Here is an 18,152-nt window from a genome sequence, read left to right as displayed (position 1 = left end):
GAGTCACCGAAACCGATACCGAGAACCCCCTTACGTACGGGCGTCTGCCCGGATAACGTGCGCTGGTGTCCTGAAGGCGCTCGAATTGAGAGCTGCGTCACGTCGCCCGTCACCCCCACCCTTCCGACGGCGGTCCGAGCGCGGCACCCTCGGGGTTGTAGGCCCTGAACAAGTAGGACGTCCTAGCGCAAGCGCGCCAAGGGCGGACGCTGGGTAACGTTCTCGTGAGGGACGCCGTCGGAACAGGATCACCACCTGCCCCGCAGTAGGTGCGCACACCCACGCGCGCCCCGCGAGGCGGTGACCGGACCGGTCACCGGCGACCCCGGGCGGCCGGACAGACCGAGGAGTGAACGTGACCGTCAAAAGCACGGCGAGGGCTCGCAAGAAGGCGGCCCCCGCTGTTCCTGACACCCTCCGCGCCACGGGTACGGACGCCCAGCCGGAGCTCGTCCAGTTGCTCACGCCGGAAGGCGAGCGGGTCGAGCACCCGGACTACCCCCTCACCACCACTCCGGAGGAGCTGCGCTCCCTCTACCGCGACCTGGTGCTGGTGCGCCGGTTCGACGCCGAGGCCACCGCGCTGCAGCGCCAGGGCGAGCTGGGCCTGTGGGCCTCGCTGCTCGGCCAGGAGGCCGCCCAGGTCGGCTCCGGCCGCGCCATGCGCACCGGCGACTACGCCTTCCCCACCTACCGCGAGCACGGCGTGGCCTGGTGCCGGGACGTCGACCCGCTGAACCTGCTCGGCATGTTCCGCGGCGTGAACCACGGCGGCTGGGACCCGAACGAGAAGAACTTCCACCTGTACACCATCGTGATCGGCGCGCAGGCCCTGCACGCCACCGGTTACGCGATGGGCATCAGCAAGGACGGCACCGACGACGCGGTGATCGCGTACTTCGGCGACGGTGCCTCCAGCCAGGGCGACGTCAACGAGGCCTTCACCTTCGCCTCGGTCTACAACGCGCCGGTGGTGTTCTTCTGCCAGAACAACCAGTGGGCGATCTCCGAGCCCACCACCACCCAGACCAAGATCCCGCTGTACCGCCGCGCCTCCGGCTTCGGCTTCCCCGGCGTGCGGGTCGACGGCAACGACGTGCTGGCCTGCCTCGCGGTCACCCGCTGGGCGCTCGACCGCGCCCGCAGCGGCAACGGCCCGGTGCTGATCGAGGCGTTCACCTACCGGATGGGCGCCCACACCACCTCCGACGACCCCACCCGCTACCGGCACTCCGAGGAGACCGAGGCCTGGAAGGCCAAGGACCCGATCTCCCGGCTCCGCGCCCACCTGGACAAGGAGGGCCTGGCCGACGAGGAGTTCTTCGCCTCCGTCGACGCCGAGAGCGAGAAGCTGGGGCTGCGGGTGCGCGAGGGCGTGCGCAGCATGCCGGACCCGGACCCGACCCTGATCTTCGACCACGTGTACAGCGAGCCGCACACACTGGTCGATGAGGAACGGGCCGAGTACGTCGAGTACGCGGCCTCCTTCGAGGCGGGGGAGAACCTCTGATGGCCGGTCAGCTGAGCATCGCGAAGGCGCTGAACGGGGCGCTGCGAAAGTCGCTGGAGAACGACCCGAAGACCCTCCTCATGGGCGAGGACATCGGCAAGCTCGGTGGCGTCTTCCGGATCACCGACGGCCTGCAGAAGGACTTCGGCGAGGGCCGGGTGATCGACTCCCCGCTCGCCGAGTCCGGCATCGTCGGCACCGCGATCGGCCTGGCACTGCGCGGCTACCGCCCGGTGGTGGAGATCCAGTTCGACGGCTTCGTCTACCCGGCCTTCGACCAGATCGTCTCCCAGCTGGCGAAGATGCACGCCCGCGCGCTCGGACACGTGAAGATGCCGGTCACCATCCGCATCCCGTACGCGGGCGGCATCGGCGCGGTCGAGCACCACAGCGAGTCGCACGAGGCGTACTTCGCGCACACCGCCGGCCTGCGCGTGGTCAGCCCGTCCAGCGCGCACGACGCGCACTGGATGCTGCGGCAGGCGATCGAGTCGGACGACCCGGTCATCTTCCTGGAGCCCAAGCGCCGTTACTGGGACAAGGGCGAGGTCGGCGACGCCGCCGACCTGGGCCTGCACGACGCCCGGATCGTCCGGCCCGGCACCGACGCGACGCTGATCGCGTACGGCCCGATGGTCAAGGTCTGCCTGGAGGCCGCCGCGGCCGCCGAGGAGGACGGCCGCCGGCTGGAGGTCGTCGACCTGCGCTCGCTCTCCCCGGTGGACTTCGCCACCCTGGAGGAGTCGGTCAAGCGCACCGGCCGCGCCGTCGTGGTCCACGAGGCACCGGTCTTCCTGGGCATGGGCGCCGAGCTGGCCGCCCGGCTCACCGAGAAGTGCTTCTACCACCTGGAGGCGCCGGTCCTGCGGGTCGGCGGCTACCACGCGCCGTACCCGCCGTCCCGGGTCGAGGAGGCCTTCCTCCCCGACCTGGACCGCGTGCTCGACGCCGTCGACCGCGCACTCGCGTACTGATCCAGGGGGCGAAGATGACCACCGAAGTTCGCTCGCTCCGCGAGTTCAAGATGCCCGACGTGGGCGAGGGCCTCACCGAGGCCGAGATCCTCAGCTGGTACGTCAAGCCCGGTGACACCGTCACCGACGGGCAGGTCGTCTGCGAGGTGGAGACCGCCAAGGCGGCGGTGGAGCTGCCCATCCCGTTCAACGGGGTGGTCGAGGCACTGCACTTCCCCGAGGGCACGACGGTCGACGTCGGCACCGTGATCATTTCCGTCGCGGTCGCCGGGGAGGCGGGGGCCGCGGCTCCGGCCGCCCCCGCCCCCGCCGCGGCGGCGCCTGCCGCGCCGGCTCCCGCCGAGGAGGCCGAGCCGGAGCGCCGCGAGGTGCTGGTCGGGTACGGCCCGCGCACCGGCGTCGCCCAGCGTCGGGCCCGGCGGACGACCACCACCACGGTCACCGCGACCACGCCGGCCCCGGCACCGGCTGCTCCGGTCGCTCCGCCTGCTCCGGCTGCTCCGGCGCCGGTGGCCGAAGCGCCCACCGGGGACCGGCCGTTGGCGAAGCCGCCGGTCCGCAAGCTGGCCAAGGACCTGGGCGTCGACCTGCGCGACGTGACCCCGACCGGCCGGGACGGCGTGATCACCCGCGAGGACGTGCACGCGCACGCCACGGCCAAGGCCGCTCCGGCCGCCCCGGTGGCGGAGGCCGCCGTGGCCGCCGTGACCGAGCCGGTCGCGGCGCCGGTGCCCGTGGCCGGGTCCGCCACGGGCGATGTCCGGGTGCCGATCAAGGGCGTTCGCAAGGCGACCGCGCAGGCGATGGTGGCCTCGGCCTTCACCGCCCCGCACGTCACCGAGTTCGTCCAGGTCGACGTGACCCGCACGATGAAGTTCGTCCGCCGGCTCAAGGAGAGCGGCGAGCTGGGCCGGGACGTCCGGGTCAGCCCGCTGCTGCTGGTCGCCAGGGCGCTGCTCACCGCGGTCAAGCGGCACCCCGAGATCAACGCGCAGTGGGACGAGGCGGCCCAGGAGATCGTCATCCGGGGCCAGGTGAACCTCGGCATCGCCGCGGCCACCCCGCGCGGCCTGATCGTCCCGAACATCAAGGACGCCGGGTCCAAGACCCTGTCGGGGCTGGCCGTTTCGCTCGGCGAGCTGGTCGAGACCGCCCGCCAGGGCAAGACCTCGCCGGCCGACATGCAGGGCGGGACGATCACCATCACCAATGTCGGCGTCTTCGGCGTCGACACCGGCACCCCGATCCTCAACCCGGGCGAGGCCGCCATCCTCGCCTTCGGCGCGGTCCGGGAACTGCCGTGGGTGCACAAGGGCAAGGTGGTCCCGCGTCAGGTGACCACGCTGGCGCTCTCCTTCGACCACCGCCTGGTGGACGGGGAGTTGGGCTCCAAGGTGCTGGCCGACACGGCCGCTCTGCTGGAGCGCCCCAAGCGCCTGATCACCTGGGGCTGATCGCGCACAGCACGCCGAAAGGGGCCCTCCTCCGCACCATCGTGCGGGGGAGGGCCCCTTCGTTTGCGCCCGTCCGACCTCAGCGCTGGGGACGGAGTCGACGGACGGCGATCAGGACGCCGGCCCCGAGGGCGAGCAGGGCGGCGGAGGAGAGGGCGAGGAAGGTGTTGGTGGAGGAGGCGCCGGTCTGGGCCAGCTCCGGGGTGCCGGCGGGCGCGGTGGTGGCCGGCGCGGCGGAGGGGGTGGCGACGGGCGCGGCCGGGGCGGCGGCGGGGGCCTTGGCGGGGGTCTTGTCGGCGGCGGGCTCGGCCGGGGCGGGCTTGACGGGCTTGGGCGTGGCCGGGGCCGGGGCCGGGGTGGTCGGCTGGGCGGGGGCGGCGGCCCGGGCCACGTGGTAGGTGTGCGTGTCCCCGACCACGTCCGGGAAGCCGGGAGCCTTGGCGACCAGGCCGACCTGGATCTCGGCCACGTCCTTCGGCGCCTTCGCGGAGAGGCCCACGCGGAACATGAAGTTGGCTGCCCGGCCGTTCTCCAGGCGCGGGGTGGTGGTGGCGGGGGAGGTGACGGTGAAGAGCGTCGGGTCGCAGCCGTGGCGGAGGGCGACGGGCTTCCAGCCGCCGGCGGTGGCGACCTCGACCGTGAAGTCCTGGAGGTTGGTGCCGCCCTTCGGGTTGAACAGCGAGAGCATCGCGGAGACGTTCTGGTACGGGGCACCGGTGAAGTTGGTGACGCCGACGCCGACCTCGACCTTGGGGCCGCCCGCGGTGATGGTCTGGCCGTCCGGGGTCATGTGGAAGCCGACGGTGTAGGCGCCGTCGTGCTGTGCCGGGGCGGCCGGGGCCGTCACGGCGGTGGTGTCGCCGTCGCTGTCGCCGCAGGCCCAGGCGGTGTCGGTGGCGAGGAACTGGATGCCGCCGGCGAGGACGGTGGTGGCGGCGAGGACGGCGATGCGGCGGCGGCCGGAGAAGGCGCGGTCGTTCTTCGCAAAACGGGTGATAACGGACGTGCGCATGACGTGACTCCCCAGGGTCATGTGACTGACGGTGTGTTGGTGAAGACGACCGGCCCCGCTCTTACCGAGCGGAAGCGCCCCCCGGCTCTGCCGGTCTTGCTCTCCGTGCCTTCATCCGTATAGACGCGCATCCCCGCCGGGGGTTGCAGGTGGATTCAAAACTTTTTTCGGGAGTCTTCGGAAGGCCGCTTCGGGATACTTCCGGGATGACGGATGAACTGACGATCAGACCGGAAACGGCGCCGGTCGGGAGCGGGGAACGTCGGTCGCTGCGGCAGGACGTGTCAGGGCCGGCGCTGTTGGCCGGGCTGGTGTGCGTCGCGGTGTCCTTCTCGGGACCGCTGGTGGTGGTGCTCGCGGCGGCGGCGGCCGGACGGCTGGATCCGGCGCACACCGCGTCCTGGATCTGGGCGGTGGCGATCGGCAGCGGGGTGAGCGGCTTCGCGCTGAGCTGGTGGACCCGGACGCCGGTGATCACCGCCTGGTCCACCCCGGGGGCCGCGCTGCTGGTGACCAGCCTGGGCGACTACCCGTACCGGGAGGCGGTCGGGGCGTTCCTGGTGAGCGCGGTGGTGGTCACGCTGTTCGGGGTGACCGGCTGGTTCGGCCGGCTGATCGCGGCGGTGCCGGTGGGGATCGTGAACGCGATGCTCGCGGGCATCCTGTTCTCCTTCGGTGCCGGGATCTTCGGCGCCGTGCACAGCGCGCCGGTGCTGGTGGTGGGCGGCTTCGCGGCCTTCCTGCTGGCCAAGCGGTTCGCGCCGCGGTACGCCGTACCGGTCGCGCTGCTGGTCGGCGGGGTGCTGGCGGCGCTCACCGTCGGACTGCCGCTGCACCTGGGCTCGGGCGGGCCGACCGTGCCGGTGCTGACGGTGCCGGCGTTCTCCTGGTCGGCCCTGGTGGGGCTGGCGCTGCCGCTCACGATCGTCGCGCTGGCCTCGCAGAACGCGCCCGGCCTCGGGGTGATGCGGGCCTCCGGCTACCGGGCCGACGACCGGCTGCTGATCGGCTCGACCGGCGCGGTGTCGATGCTGATGGCGCCGTTCGGCTCGCCCGGGGTGAACCTGGCGGCGATCACGGCGGCGATCTGCTCGGGCCCGGAGGCCCATCCGGACCCGCGCCGCCGGTACGTCGCCGGGATGTCCTCGGGCGTGCTGTACGTGCTGGTGGGCAGCTTCGGCGGGGTGCTGGTCAGCCTGTTCACCGGGCTGCCGAAGGAGCTGATCGCGGTGATCGCCGGGGTCGCGCTGCTGGCCTCGCTGCAGGGCAGCCTCGCGGCGGCGGTCGCGGAGGAGCGCGGGCGGGACGCGGCGGTGGTGACCTTCCTGGCGAGCGCCTCGGGGATGAGCCTGTTCGGGATCGGCTCGGCCTTCTGGGGGCTGCTGTTCGGGCTGGGCGCCCATCTGGTGCTGGGCTTCCGGAAGGCCTGAGCGGGGATGTGGTTGGTATGACCCGTATGACTGGGAGGATGCGGATCGTTCGGCCAGGTCGGTGACATTTGCGTCCGCCGGTGGGGGCGACACGCCGGTCCGGGTACGTCTCCGCTCCACCACCCGGGCGACGCCGGGTGACCGGAGCCTCGAGGACGCACCCGTATGCCGCCTGGCAACCCTGGCCGTCTCGTCCGGAGTCTGGCCGCGCTCGTGCTGGTGTCCACCGCCCTGCTCCCCGCCGCCCTGGAGCTGGCCGGCCCCTCGCCGTTCGGCGTGATCGGGCCGGGAGCCCCGGCCGACCGGGCGGTGCCACCGCACACCGCCCTCCGCGCCGACCAGCGGATACCCGCGGCCGCCCCGACCGTCGACATACGCCGCACCGGGGACCCGGCCAACCGGATCACCCTGGTCCTGCTCGGCGACGGATACACGGCGGGCGAGCAGGACGTGTTCCGGCAACAGGCCGACAAGGCCTGGCACGCGCTGATGGACATCGAGCCCTTCCGCACCTACCAGGGCTTCTTCAACATAAGGCGGGTCGAGGTGGTCTCCCCGGTCTCCGGGATAGCCGAGACCGAGAGCCGAGGCCGCAACCCGGCCACCCCGCTCGGCATGCACTTCTGGTGCGAGGGCACCGCCCGGCTGCTCTGCGCCGACGAGGCCGCCACCGCCCGGTACGCGGGGGACGGCGCCGGGCCGCAGTACCTGATCGCGCTGGCCAACTCCACGGAGTACGGCGGCGCCGGCGGCACCGGGGTGACCACCCTGGCGGGCGGCAGCCAGGACGCCGGACGGATCATCCAGCACGAGATCGGGCACACCGTGGGGGACCTCGGCGACGAGTACGACAGCGCCCCCGACGACGCCGACTACCCGAACCTCTCCACCCTCAACGCCGACGACATGCGCAAGAAGCAGACCAAGTGGTGGCGCTGGCTGGGCGCCGCGTCCCCGGACGGCGCCGGGACCGTCGGGGCGTACCGCAGCGGCAACGGCCTCTACCGGCCGACCCCGGACTCGGTCATGCGCACCCTGGGCAGCACCTACAACCTGCCCTCGCGCGAGGCGATCATCGAGGAGCTGTACCGCAAGATCCGCCCGACCGACGCCCCGCTGCCGCCGCCCGGCGAGGTGACCGGGCGGCCCCGGCTCGACGTCCGGCCGCTGCCGCTGACCGGGCCGCGGCAGCTGAAGGTGGAGTGGAAGGTGGACGGTGTCCCGGTGGCGTCGCAGTCCGCCGACGGCTCCTGGCTGGACACCGCGCGGCTGGACCTGGCCCCGGGCCGGACGGCCACCGTGACGGCCACCGTCCGGGACACCACCGACTGGGTGCGGGACGAGGCCTTCCGGGACCGCTTCATGACCCGGTCGGTGTCCTGGACGCTGACCGGCTGAGGCCGCCGACCGGCTGAGGATGCTGCCCGGTTGAGGCCGCCGACCGGCTGAGGCCGGGTGGCGCACCGGCGGATCCACGGGTCCGAGGGGGCGCGGGTTCGCGCCCGGACGACCGAACCCCGCCCTGGGCCTCCCATCATGGGATGACTAATCTGGGTCGCACTATGACCGTGGAGCCCGCCCCTTCAGCAGCGCCCCTGTCCGCCTCCGCTCCCCTCCTCGCCGCCGGGCCCCCGGCCCTCCCCGCGCCCGTCCCCGTGGCCGTCTCCGCGCCCGCGCCGCCCGGTGGCCGTGCGGCCTGGCTGGCCTGGTCCGTGGGCGTCAGCGTCTACGTCCTGGCCGTCATCCACCGCACCAGCCTCGGCGTGGCAGGGCTGGACGCCGCCGACCGCTTCGGCATCGGCGCCTCGGCGCTCTCCACCTTCTCGATCCTCCAGGTCCTGGTGTACGCGGCCATGCAGATCCCGGTCGGCCTGCTGGTCGACCGGTTCGGGCCGCGCCGGGTGCTGCTGCTCGGCGTGCTGCTGCTGAGCACCGGCCAGCTGGCCTTCGCGTTCAGCTCCTCCTTCGCCCCCGCGCTGGCCTCCCGGGCGGTGCTCGGCTGCGGCGACGCGATGACCTTCATCAGCGTGCTGCGGATCGCCGCCCGCTGGTTCCCGCCGGCCCGGAACCCGTTCGTGGCCCAGCTGACCGGTCTGGCCGGGATGGGCGGCAACCTGGTCACCACCGTGGTGCTGGCCCAGGCGCTGCACAGCGAGGGCTGGACGCCCACCTTCGCCGCGATCGCGCTGCTCGGTGTGGCGGTGTTCGCGCTGGTCGCGCTCTTCCTCCAGGAGGCTCCGGCCGCCCCCGTACAGCCCCTGGACCGGTCGGTGGACCGTCCGGTGGACCAGCGGACCCGGCCGGGCCTGCGCCGGCAGGTGCTGGACTGCTGGCGGGAGCCGGGCACCCGGCTGGGCCTGTGGGTGCACTTCACCACCCAGTTCCCCGGCAACGCCTTCGGCCTGCTCTGGGGCCTGCCCTACCTGGTCGAGGCACAGGGCATGTCGCGGGCCGGAGCCGGCGGGCTGCTGACCCTGCTGGTGCTCTCCAACATGACCTGCGGCTTCGTCTTCGGGCGGCTGCTCTCCGCCTCGGCGCGCGCCCGGATGCCGATCGTGCTCACCACCATCACGGCCACCGCGCTCGGCTGGGCGCTGGTGCTGGCCTGGCCCGGCGGTCACCCGCCGACCTGGCTGCTGGTCGGAATCATCCTGGTGATGGGCAGCAACGGCCCGGCCTCGCTGGTCGGCCTGGACTACGCGCGCTCACGCAACCCCTCGGAGCGGCTCGGCACCGCCTCCGGGATCGTCAACATGGGCGGCTTCATCGGCACGATGATCACGCTGTTCGGCATCGGCGTGCTGCTGGACGCGCTCTCCCCGGACGGCGCCGGGGCGTACTCGGCCACCGCCTTCCGCTGGGCGTTCTGCTGGCAGTACGTCCCGTTGGCGGTGGGCACGGCGATGATCCTGCGGCTGCGCCGGAAGGTCGCGGCCCAGGGCTGAATCGGCCGGGGGCGAACCGGCCCACGGCTGAACCGGCCCAGGGCTGACCTGGTCAAGAGCTGACCTGGTCAAGGGCTGACCGGCCCGGGGCCGAACCGCGGCCCCGGGCCTCTCGCGGCGCGGGCGTCAGATGGTGACCGAGAAGTTCGCCAACACCCGCTCGGCCAGCTCCTTGTCACCCTCGACGGAGACCGGCCCGGGCCGACCGCGGCCGCAGGCGAGCCGCAGGTACGTCTCCCAGTCCATGGCGAGCTGGACGTCGGGGGCCAGACTGATCGACTCGTCCACGGTGCAGTGGCCGGTGGCGTCCACCCGGACGGTGCGCAGGAACTCCACCGGGCCGGTGACGTCCAGCACCAGGGCCGTCCCGGCCGGGACGCCGGCCTTGTTGGCGACGGCCTTGGGCAGCAGCTCCAGCAGCAGGTCCCGGGCGATCAGGGCGGCCGGGGCGTCCAGGTTGCCGGGGGCGTCCAGGGCCCGGCGCAGGTCCTGCTCGTGCACCCAGACGTCGAAGGCCCGCATCCGCAGCAGCTCGTGGTACGGGACCTCCCTGGCGAGCGGTCCGGCCGGCCAGCGCACCGGCTCGTCGGGCGTCTGCTTGGCGTTCCGCAGCGCCCGGGAGCGGCGGATGATCGTGTACTCCAGCTCGCCGGTCATCTCCAGCGCGGTGTGGCAGCGGCGCTTGTCGACGGGCAGTTCGACGTAGCGGGAGAACTCGGTGGTCACGTGACGGAGGTCACGCGGCAGCGAGTGGATCGGGCGCGGGTCGCCGAGCAGCTCGGACTCGACCGCGATGACGTGCGAGACGACGTCCCGGACGGACCAGCCGGGGCACTCGGTGGCCCGGTTCCAGGATCCCTCGGGAAGGGGGGCGACCAGCTCCGATATGGACTCGATGCTCTGGGTCCACGCCTCGGTGTAAGCCTGCACCGTCTGGTTGTCCGTCACGGGAATCTCCGGCCCTCCGTCAGCTTCCTTGCCGTCTGTGCCCCGCCGTCACCGCCGGTCGGGATGGTCCGGCTTCCGGGCGCACACGCTAACCGCACGTTACGCTGCCGGGAGACAGCTGGGCAGCGCTTTCGGGTGACGATCGTAGGTCTCTTGCCGTGGACGGTGGTACTGTGCGCGCTTCATTGATCCAACTCGCGGTCTCCGACACGGAGCCGCCCGCCGAGCGGCGGGCCAGGGCCGCGGCGCTGGTACGGGTGCAGCAGGGCGCCGACCTGGTGGTCCTGCCGGAGTTGTGGCCGCTCGGTGGTTTCGCGTACGACCTCTGGTCGGACGGCGCGGAGAGCCTGGACGGGCCCACCTCCGACGCGATGGCGGCCGCCGCCCGGGCCGCCGGGGTCTGGCTGCACGCCGGTTCGATCGTCGAACGCGATCCGGACGGGCCGATCTACAACACCTCGATGCTCTTCGCCCCGGACGGCGAGCTGGTGCACACCTACCGCAAGATCCACCGCTTCGGCTTCGACAGCGGCGAGGCGGTGGTGATGGGCGCCGGTCAGGAGATCGTCACCGCGCCCACCGACTTCGCCACGCTGGGCCTGGCCACCTGCTACGACCTGCGCTTCCCGGAGCTGTTCCGGGCGCTGCTGGACGCCGGCGCGCAGCTGCTGGTGGTCCCGGCGGCCTGGCCGGCCCGGCGGCGCGAGCACTGGACGCTGCTGGCCCGGGCGCGGGCGGTGGAGGAGCAGGCCTTCGTGCTGGCCTGCAACACGGCGGGTACGCACGCCGGGGTGGAGCAGGCCGGGCACAGCATCGTGGTGGATCCGTGGGGGCGGGTGCTGGCCGAGGCGGGGACGGAGGAGCAGGTGCTGACGGTCGAGTTCGACCCTGCCGAGGTGGCCAAGGCGCGCCAGGAGTTCCCGGTGCTGCGGGACCGCCTGCTGGGGATCCCGGCGCCGGTCCAGCGCTGAGCCCAGCCCGGTCCGGCGCTGCGCGGAGCCCGGCTCCCGGCGTTTTCGGAGGGTTGGTTCGTACGTGGCCCGGGCGGGTTTGAGAAGATGAGCACTCGTCGTGTTCCCGCCGGTCCGTCGAGGCCCGGCACGGTTGGCCCGCCCGAGGAGGTCGCGCCCATGCCTGGCAACGGCGCAGGCGACTCCCCCCGCCCCGTCATCCACCGCAACAGCCTGCGCGAGCAGATCGCCGGCGCGCTGCGGGAGGAGATGATGGCCGGCCGACTGGAGGCCGGCCGCAACTTCACCGTCAAGGAGATCGCCGAGCTGTACGGCGTCTCCGCGACCCCGGCCCGCGAGGCGCTGGTCGACCTCGGCGCGCAGGGGCTGCTGCGCGCCGAGCACCACCGCGGCTTCACGGTGCCCGAGCTGTGCTGGGACGACTTCCTGGAGATCTTCGAGTCCCGGGTGCTGCTCACCGACAGCTTCCACCGCCAGTTCTCCACCCGCCGGTCCCTGCCCGACCTCACCCGGCTGCCCTCGCTGCACCGCCGGGCCGACGCGGCCGTCCGGGCCGCCCGGGCCGGGAACCTGGACGTGATGGTGGGCTGCGACCGCCGGTTCTGGCAGGAGGTCGCCGGGCTGCTCGGCAACCGCCGGATCGCCGACTACCTGGACTGGCTGCGGGTGCAGTCCTGGATGTTCGCCGCCCCCTACCTGCGGGAGATGCCCAGGCTGGCCGGGGTCTGCTGGGACCGCCACCCCGACCTGGTCGAGGCGATCGAGGCAGGCGACCTGGCCGGCGCGCACCGGATCATCTGCGAGTACAACCTGTACACCGCCCGGCTGCTTGCCGAGCTGGCCGGGCAGCCGCTGGAGTCGGTGACCGTCCTGGGACTGCTCGCCGAGACCACCGGGACGGAGCCGCCGCCCGTCCCGGCCCAGTCGGCGTCCGAGCCGCTGTCCGAGTCGGCGTCCGAGCCGTCGGCCGAGCCGTCGTCCGCGGAGCCCGCGCCCGCGTTCGGGCCTCTGTCGCGGCCCCCCGGAGAGCCCGCCGCCGATCTCGGCGGGGCCCGCGGCGAGCGGCCGCTGCGCGGTGACGAGGTCGGCCGGGAGCTGGGCCGGGAGCTGGGCCTGGGCCTCGGCCTGGTGCCGCAGCCCCGCTCGGTGCCGTACGGCCGGTTCGGCCGACGGCTGCCTTCGTCGGCCCCCGAGGCTCCGCGGGGACGGCCCGACCCGCACACCGCCCCGGGCCGGTAGGGTGAGCGGGCGTCGAACCGGGCGCCCCCCGAAAAGGGCCGTCCGAGTACCGACTCCGCCCCCGTCGTCGCCCCGCCCCGCGGGCGATCCCCGCCGCCCGGAGAGGAACTGCCGGCCATGGCTTGCGACCTCTGGCTCGTCCCACTGGTGGACGTGCTGAGCCACAGCCCCGACAACCCGTTCCGGGACGATCTAGCCCTCTACAACGCGGTGTTGACCTCGTACGGGCTCCCCGAGGTGCCGGTCTACGAGTTCGTCCCGGGCCTCAGCGGCGCGGTCGAGCCGATAGCCGCCTTCGACTACGACTCGCTGCACTTCCTGCGCCGCGCCTACCTGCTGGGCCTCACCGGCCTGGACATCACCCCGGTCGACGCGCTCGGCGGCGACTACGAGCAGCTGCTGGAGATGTTCGAGAGCAGCGCCGAACAGTCGCACCTGGTATGGCACTTCGACCACGCGGGCGCGTACGTGCCGATCGAGTTCGCGGTGCCGCTGGTGGACGACGCGCTGCTCGCCTCCGGCGGCCCGCTCGGCTCCAGCCACGGACTGCTGCGTGAACTGCAGGCCGTGGCACCGGCGCTGGGCATCGACCCGCTCAACCCGCCGGACCCGACCCGGCCGCTCGGCCCGACCGGTCTGGAGCAGCCGTTCGGGCCGCCGATCGACGACGTGCACCCCTTCGCCCGGGAACGGCACGCCTGGTCGGGCCTGTACGCGGCGGCGGCCCGGAGCGTCACCCAGGGCTCGATGATCGTCTTCGCGTAGCGCCCACGGCCTGGGCGGCGGCCGCTACGACCACCGCTACGACCACGACCACCGAGGCGCCCTACCGCAGCGGCCCCTCCGGCGGCCGCTGGCGCGGCATGGTGGGCCTGGTGCCCGGCGGCGGCAGCACCCGCACCTGGGCGCCGACCCCCGGCTCGGAGCGCCCGCCCCAGCTCCCGGGGGCCTGGGTGGGCAGCTGGGTCATCGAGGCGCGGAACTCCAGCATCCATTCCGAGGTCTCGGTGCGGATCATGTCCGAGACGTCCTCGCAGAACCGGCGCAGTACGCCCAGGCAGCGCTCGGCGGCCTCGCCCGCGGTGCCCTCGGTCGGGCCGAGCACCTCGCGCACGCACTCCGACGCCCAGTCGAACTGGAACGCCTCCAGGCGGCGTTGCAGGGCCTGCGCGGTGGAGACGTCCCGCATCCAGCCGGAGGTGAGGCCGAAGGCCCGGTCGACGCCGTAGCAGGCGGCGGAGAGCGCCAGCCCGACGTAGCCCCAACCGGTGCCGTGCGCCAAGCTGCCGGCCAGGTCGACCAGCGGGGCGGTCACCCCGCCCACCGCGAAGCCGGCCGTGCCGAAGCGCAGCAGGCGTGCCCACCGGCGCTTCCAGATCCGGTCCCGGCGGTACCACTCGATCGCCTCGACCGCCCGCTCCTCGGACCAGCGGTAGAGCTCCTCCAGCCGTTCGGCCGGCTCGCCCCAGTCCCCGAGCGGGAACTGGCGGGTGCTCAGATCGGTCCGACGGCGGGTGGAGGCCGGCTGGACCACGGCGGTCGCGGGCGGGTCCTCCTCGCCGATCTCCTTGCCCCAGGCACTCTCCTCGGGCTGCATTTCCGGCTGGCTCACCTGTGGGGCTCCCTGTGGCGGGCGGGCGGCTGGGTACTGGCGGCGCATCGGCTGACGTGACGTCTGCCGGTGGTTGTCCAACAGCACTTCTTACCGCCAAATGGCTGACCATGGGGGAGCTTCCCGGTTGATCGTTACCGGTTCAGGCCATCGGAACCCGAGGTGAGCGGGTTGCGGGGCTCGGCGAGATTTCACCCGTCCGAGCGAGGGCCCGGTGACCCGCGGTCGTGACTCGCGCACCCACCGTCCACCGGACCCCCTCGGGCTTGGAGGATCCTCCGGCATCGTCGGCGTACGGAGCTCTTCTCCTGGAGGATCCGACGGGACCGGAGGGCGGCCGGAACGGGCCACCGACTACGCTTCCAGGCGTGAAGGTCCTCGTCATCGGCGGCGGCGCCCGCGAACACGCCCTGTGCCGCTCTCTGTCCCAAGATCCCGCCGTGACCGAGCTGCACTGTGCCCCGGGCAACGCCGGGATCGCACAGGTGGCGACGGTCCACCCGGTCGACCAGCTCGACGGCGCACAGGTCACCGCGCTGGCCGAGCGGCTCGGCGCCGACCTGGTCGTCGTCGGCCCGGAGGCCCCGCTGGTCGCCGGCGTCTCCGACGCCGTGCGCGCGGCCGGCATCCCGGTGTTCGGCCCGTCCGGCGCGGCCGCCCAGCTGGAAGGCTCCAAGGCCTTCGCCAAGGACGTGATGGCCGGCGCCGGCGTCCCCACCGCCCGCTCCTACGTCTGCACCACCGCCGCGGAGGCCGCCGAGGCGCTGGACGCCTTCGGCGCCCCGTACGTGGTCAAGGACGACGGGCTGGCCGCCGGCAAGGGCGTCGTGGTCACCTCCGACCGCGAGGCCGCACTGGCGCACGCCGCCTCCTGCGAGCGCGTGGTCATCGAGGAGTACCTGGACGGCCCCGAGGTCTCGCTGTTCGCGATCACCGACGGCACCACCGTCGTCCCGCTGCAGCCCGCGCAGGACTTCAAGCGCGCACTGGACGGCGACGAGGGCCCCAACACCGGCGGCATGGGCGCCTACTCGCCGCTGCCGTGGGCGCCCGCCGGGCTGGTCGAGGAGGTCCTGGAGAGCGTCCTGCAGCCGACCGTGGACGAGCTGCGCCGCCGCGGCACCGAGTTCTCCGGCCTGCTGTACGCGGGCCTGGCGCTCACCTCCCGCGGCACCCGGGTGATCGAGTTCAACGCCCGCTTCGGCGACCCGGAGACCCAGGTCGTGCTGGCCCGGCTGCGCACCCCGCTGGCCGCCGTGCTGCTGGCCTCCGCCACCGGCACCCTGGACCAGCTGGAGCCGCTGCGCTGGGACGAGGGCGCGGCCGTCACCGTGGTCGTCGCCTCCGAGGGCTACCCGGCCGCGCCGCGCACCGGCGACCCGATCGAGGGCCTGGCCGAGGCCGAGGCGGACGGTACCGCGTTCGTGCTGCACGCCGGGACCAGGGCGGGCGAGGACGGGCAGGTGCTGAGCGCCGGCGGCCGCGTGCTGTCGGTCACCGCGACCGGCGCCGACCTCGCCGAGGCACGCGAGCGCGCGTACGCCGCGGTGGACCGGATCTCGCTCAAGGGCGGCCAGCACCGCACCGACATCGCGCTGAAGGCGGCCACCGCGTAGGGAAGTTCGGCTGCTCCCGGGGTGTTTCGAGGGAGGCGCTGCGGACCGTGGGAATCAACCCCATGGGCGCAGCGCCTCCGGCGTTTCGGGACGGGAGTGATTCCAGGGGCGGACACACCGTTCGGTCGACGGATTCCAGCCCATCGGGTGACAGCAACCGCATCCAGCTGACGTAACCGGCTGCCCGGCCTTATGGTGCGCTGGATTGCAGCGCACGGGGCCCGCGCGCCGGGGGCGCCGCCGGGTAGCGGCGCTCCCGCGGGGGGATGCTGGACGGCGTCCGGCCGGGCGGTCGCCGGGTGCTTCGCACCGGACCGGTGGCGGGCGTCCGGAATTCGGGCGACGTCACCGGGACGAGTGGAAACCGGGGCGATCCGGAACGACCACCCGGACCGGGCGTCGAAAATGTCAGTAGCGCCACGCAGCATGCACTACCGGGATCGGACGCCTCCGCTTCCCGGTCGGAACTGATCGTTCGAGTCGGCTCAGGGCCCGTAGCCGGGCACCCGAGGGCTCCGAAGGGGGTGCCGCACCGTATGGCCGCTATCGACACCGCGCGCCATCACGCCCAGGCGGTCCTGCGGGTCCGAGGCCTCGCCCTGGCCTCCGCCGTCCTGCCCACCGCCGTGGCGGTGGTCCTGCTCGCGGGCCGGTTCACCGGCCGGATCGGCGCGCCCGGCGCCGCCGACGCGACCGGCTGGGACGCCGCCCGCTGGACGGTCTGCGCGGTCGCCGCGCTGACCCTGCTGGTCGCCGGGCTGACCGCCCGCGCCCTGCGCCGGGCCGAGCCGCCCCGGACTCCCGCCGTCCCGCTGGACCGCGCCGAGGCTCCCGAGCTGTACCGGCTGATCAACGAACTCGCCGACCGGCTCGACGTCCCCGCGCCCTCCGCGATCGCCCTCACCCCGGACTGCGACAGCTGGCTGGAGGACGTCCCCCCGCTGCGGCACCCGGGCCCGCTGCGGCCGCACGCCGAGCCTGCGGCGCCCGTCCTGGTCATCGGCTCGCCCTTCCTCTGGTGGATGCGGGCCGGCGAGCTGCGCGCCCTGCTGGCCCCCGTGGTGGCCGGCACCGCCGCCTCCGCCGACCCGGAGATCGCCGCCGCCCGCCGCTTCCTGCGCGGCCTGGACGCGTGCCTGGACTCCGGCCAGGGCGCGGCCCCCGGCCTCGGCGGCGGCACCCTGGCCGCCCCGCCCCGGCCGCCCCGGCGCGGCCCGGCCGCACTCGCCGACCGGGTCACCCGCCGGATCACCCGCCGACTGCTCGGCGCCTGCCGCGGCCACTCCGCCGAACTGGAGCGCTCCGTCGCGAGCTGGGCCTCCGAGCAGGCCAGGACAGTCGACTACGGTCTGCGGATCGCCGCCCAGGAGCAGGTCGGCCTCGCCTACGCCGGCTGGGACCGGCTGCTCACCCGGGTCGCGCTGCCCGCCTGGCGGCTCGGCCGCCACCCCGCCCACCTCAATGCCGGCGTGGTCGCCGCCCTCACCGAGCTGTCCCGCCGCGACCGGCTGGCCGACGGCTACGGCAGCCGACTCGGCGACCGCCCCGCCTGCGACCTGCTGGAGGAGCCCGGCACCGTCGACCGGGCGGTCTCCCGGCTCGCCGCCGAGCTGTTCTTCGGCCGCCCGGCGGCCGGCGCCTGGCACGAGCTGGAGTGGGCCGACTACCCGGCCGAGGTGGTGGACGCCGGCTGGCGGGCGGGCGCCGCCGGCCTGCAGGCCGCCCTGGACCGGCCCGCCCCGCAGTCCCGCCCCGGCTCCCCGACCCTCACCCGGCTGCTGGTCCGGCTCGCCGAGGGCGACGGCGAGCGGCTGGCCGCGGCGCTCGCCGCCCGGCCGGACCGCACCACCGCCCCGGCCCCGCTGCTCGAACCCGACCGCTCCGGCCGCGACCTGCTGGTCGACCACGTCACCGCGATGGTCTGCTGCGCGGCCGTGGACACCGCCGGCGGCGTCCCCGGCCTGGACTGGCTGGACGGCCCGGTGCTGCTGCTCGGCGGGGTCCGCCGCACCGACCTGGCCGGCCCGGTCGCCCAGGCCGTCGAACAGGGCCAGGACGGCCCGCTGCGGGCCTGGCTGGACGCCGCCGACGTCCGCCTGGAGAAACCCGTCCGGCTGTGACGGGTGGGACGGCGCTCGACGCCCCCGCACGCGCCCCCGGACGAGTCGGCCGCCGGTCGTCTCCGCAGGCCGGAGGCCCCCTCCGGGCGGACCGCAAGATTCCCGGCACCAATTGGCACCGGAAGGTGACGGAGCGCCAGCACTCTGTGGTGTATTAGACCGCACGCACATCCGGGGGGCACGTGCCAACCGGTCCTCGGGGGCCGAAGGGCGCGCCGGTGCCGAAAGCGACGAGCGAGCGCAGCGAGCGTGCGAGCGAGGACCGTCGGCACCGGACCAGGAGCGCCCGGAGGTGAGCGAGGAGTCACAGAAGTGCACCTG

The 18,152-nt window shown here is 73.9% G+C and carries 14 protein-coding genes; 11 read left to right on the top strand and 3 right to left on the bottom strand.

Annotated features, from left to right (window positions below; genetic code table 11):
* Positions 1-355: 355 nt before the first annotated feature.
* The 3 genes from pdhA to ACIBEC_RS36955 are packed head-to-tail and all read left to right on the top strand — an operon-like array spanning position 356 to position 3,938.
* Positions 356-1,510, top strand: a complete 1,155-nt coding sequence (gene pdhA, locus ACIBEC_RS36965; protein ID WP_396289912.1) for a pyruvate dehydrogenase (acetyl-transferring) E1 component subunit alpha — start codon at positions 356-358, stop codon at positions 1,508-1,510.
* Positions 1,510-2,484, top strand: coding sequence for an alpha-ketoacid dehydrogenase subunit beta (locus tag ACIBEC_RS36960; RefSeq protein ID WP_396289910.1), 975 nt, complete (start codon positions 1,510-1,512; stop codon positions 2,482-2,484). The genes pdhA and ACIBEC_RS36960 overlap by 1 nt, the downstream gene beginning before the upstream one ends.
* Positions 2,485-2,498: 14 nt before the next feature.
* The gene (locus ACIBEC_RS36955) at positions 2,499-3,938 is read left to right on the top strand and encodes a dihydrolipoamide acetyltransferase family protein (RefSeq protein ID WP_360502414.1); all 1,440 of its coding nucleotides are present in this window, start codon (positions 2,499-2,501) and stop codon (positions 3,936-3,938) included.
* A 79-nt stretch (positions 3,939-4,017) separates the two neighbouring features.
* Here ACIBEC_RS36955 and ACIBEC_RS36950 read toward each other — a convergent pair whose 3' ends face one another.
* Positions 4,018-4,950 (bottom strand): LPXTG cell wall anchor domain-containing protein, encoded by a 933-nt coding sequence (locus ACIBEC_RS36950; protein WP_360502413.1) that lies wholly within the window; start codon positions 4,948-4,950, stop codon positions 4,018-4,020.
* 206 nt (positions 4,951-5,156) lie between these two features.
* Between ACIBEC_RS36950 and ACIBEC_RS36945 the strand changes: the two genes are divergently transcribed.
* From ACIBEC_RS36945 to ACIBEC_RS36935, 3 genes are all read left to right on the top strand, one after another.
* Positions 5,157-6,380 (top strand): benzoate/H(+) symporter BenE family transporter, encoded by a 1,224-nt coding sequence (locus ACIBEC_RS36945; RefSeq protein ID WP_360502411.1) that lies wholly within the window; start codon positions 5,157-5,159, stop codon positions 6,378-6,380.
* 165 nt (positions 6,381-6,545) lie between these two features.
* Entirely contained in the window at positions 6,546-7,778 is a 1,233-nt protein-coding gene (locus ACIBEC_RS36940) for a M64 family metallopeptidase (RefSeq protein ID WP_360502410.1), read from the top strand.
* Between the two features lie 164 nt (positions 7,779-7,942).
* The gene (locus tag ACIBEC_RS36935) at positions 7,943-9,325 is read left to right on the top strand and encodes an MFS transporter (protein WP_360502407.1); all 1,383 of its coding nucleotides are present in this window, start codon (positions 7,943-7,945) and stop codon (positions 9,323-9,325) included.
* Between the two features lie 126 nt (positions 9,326-9,451).
* On the opposite strand, the gene ACIBEC_RS36930 is transcribed toward ACIBEC_RS36935, so the two are convergent.
* A complete protein-coding gene (locus ACIBEC_RS36930; protein ID WP_360502404.1) occupies positions 9,452-10,273 on the bottom strand; it encodes a maleylpyruvate isomerase family mycothiol-dependent enzyme in 822 nt (273 codons plus the stop codon).
* Between the two features lie 173 nt (positions 10,274-10,446).
* Here ACIBEC_RS36930 and ACIBEC_RS36925 point away from each other — a divergent pair, with 173 nt between their 5' ends.
* From ACIBEC_RS36925 to ACIBEC_RS36915, 3 genes are all read left to right on the top strand, one after another.
* Positions 10,447-11,244, top strand: a complete 798-nt coding sequence (locus ACIBEC_RS36925) for a carbon-nitrogen family hydrolase (protein WP_360502401.1) — start codon at positions 10,447-10,449, stop codon at positions 11,242-11,244.
* Between the two features lie 159 nt (positions 11,245-11,403).
* The gene (locus ACIBEC_RS36920) at positions 11,404-12,483 is read left to right on the top strand and encodes a GntR family transcriptional regulator (protein ID WP_360502399.1); all 1,080 of its coding nucleotides are present in this window, start codon (positions 11,404-11,406) and stop codon (positions 12,481-12,483) included.
* A gap of 117 nt (positions 12,484-12,600) precedes the next feature.
* A complete protein-coding gene (locus ACIBEC_RS36915) occupies positions 12,601-13,248 on the top strand; it encodes a hypothetical protein (RefSeq protein WP_360502397.1) in 648 nt (215 codons plus the stop codon).
* Between the two features lie 61 nt (positions 13,249-13,309).
* Here ACIBEC_RS36915 and ACIBEC_RS36910 read toward each other — a convergent pair whose 3' ends face one another.
* Entirely contained in the window at positions 13,310-14,095 is a 786-nt protein-coding gene (locus tag ACIBEC_RS36910; protein WP_360502396.1) for an SLATT domain-containing protein, read from the bottom strand.
* A 368-nt stretch (positions 14,096-14,463) separates the two neighbouring features.
* On the opposite strand from ACIBEC_RS36910, the gene purD reads away from it, so the two are divergent.
* Both purD and ACIBEC_RS36900 read left to right on the top strand, forming a co-directional pair.
* A complete protein-coding gene (purD, locus tag ACIBEC_RS36905; RefSeq protein ID WP_360502394.1) occupies positions 14,464-15,711 on the top strand; it encodes a phosphoribosylamine--glycine ligase in 1,248 nt (415 codons plus the stop codon).
* A 536-nt stretch (positions 15,712-16,247) separates the two neighbouring features.
* Entirely contained in the window at positions 16,248-17,831 is a 1,584-nt protein-coding gene (locus ACIBEC_RS36900; RefSeq protein ID WP_360502391.1) for a hypothetical protein, read from the top strand.
* Positions 17,832-18,152 lie beyond the last annotated feature (321 nt).

The sequence above is a fragment of the Kitasatospora sp. NPDC051164 genome (assembly GCF_044455625.1).
Lineage (GTDB): Bacteria > Actinomycetota > Actinomycetes > Streptomycetales > Streptomycetaceae > Kitasatospora.
This window is presented reverse-complemented; position numbering and strand designations above follow the sequence as displayed.

Coding starts and splice junctions, on each gene's coding strand:
- ACIBEC_RS36935 (WP_360502407.1), top strand. CDS start 7,943: ATGACCGTGGAGCCCGCCCCTTCAGCAGCGCCCCTGTCCGCCTCCGCT.
- ACIBEC_RS36915 (WP_360502397.1), top strand. CDS start 12,601: ATGGCTTGCGACCTCTGGCTCGTCCCACTGGTGGACGTGCTGAGCCAC.
- ACIBEC_RS36960 (WP_396289910.1), top strand. CDS start 1,510: ATGGCCGGTCAGCTGAGCATCGCGAAGGCGCTGAACGGGGCGCTGCGA.
- ACIBEC_RS36945 (WP_360502411.1), top strand. CDS start 5,157: ATGACGGATGAACTGACGATCAGACCGGAAACGGCGCCGGTCGGGAGC.
- ACIBEC_RS36955 (WP_360502414.1), top strand. CDS start 2,499: ATGACCACCGAAGTTCGCTCGCTCCGCGAGTTCAAGATGCCCGACGTG.
- ACIBEC_RS36920 (WP_360502399.1), top strand. CDS start 11,404: ATGCCTGGCAACGGCGCAGGCGACTCCCCCCGCCCCGTCATCCACCGC.
- ACIBEC_RS36900 (WP_360502391.1), top strand. CDS start 16,248: ATGGCCGCTATCGACACCGCGCGCCATCACGCCCAGGCGGTCCTGCGG.
- ACIBEC_RS36950 (WP_360502413.1), bottom strand. CDS start 4,950: ATGCGCACGTCCGTTATCACCCGTTTTGCGAAGAACGACCGCGCCTTC.
- ACIBEC_RS36940 (WP_360502410.1), top strand. CDS start 6,546: ATGCCGCCTGGCAACCCTGGCCGTCTCGTCCGGAGTCTGGCCGCGCTC.